The organism is Dyella sp. 05T440 (assembly GCF_056395965.1).
In genome coordinates, this window is sequence record NZ_JBFTKN010000037.1 from 1 (window position 1) to 496 (window position 496).

1 protein-coding gene is annotated in these 496 nt (G+C 65.9%); it reads left to right on the forward strand.

Annotation, left to right across the window (positions count from 1 at the left end; translation table 11 throughout):
- A partial coding sequence (gene istA / locus AC1DE1_RS20845; RefSeq protein WP_477179348.1) for an IS21 family transposase occupies nucleotides 1–496 on the forward strand: 496 nt, incomplete at both ends.

Consider the following 496-nt stretch of genomic DNA (forward strand, 5'->3'; position numbering starts at 1 on the left):
GAGACCAGCCCGCACTATCCGCGCCGCAAGAGTCCCAGTCAGCTGGATCCGTATGCGGCCGAGCTGGTCCGTTGGCTTCGCGCCAACCAGCAACAGCCCCGCAAGCAGCGCCGCACGTTACGACAGATGCACGCCGCCCTGTTGATGAAGGGCTACCCTGGCTCCTATGGCCGGGTCGCCGCGTTTGCCCGCGAGTGGCGTCGGGTCGAGCAAGAGCGGTCCCGCACGGCCGGTCGGGGCACCTTCGTGCCCCTGGTGTTCGCCCCGGGCGAGGCATTTCAGTTCGACTGGAGCGAGGATATCGCCCGTATCGGTGGGGAGCGCGTAAAGCTGCAGATCGCGCAGTTCAAGCTTTGCCATAGCCGCGCCTTCCTGCTGCGCGCCTATCCGCTGCAGACCCACGAGATGCTCTTCGACGCGCACCAACACGCCTTTGCGGTGTTTGGTGGCGTGCCCCACCGCGGCATCTACGACAACATGAAGACGGCCGTGGACA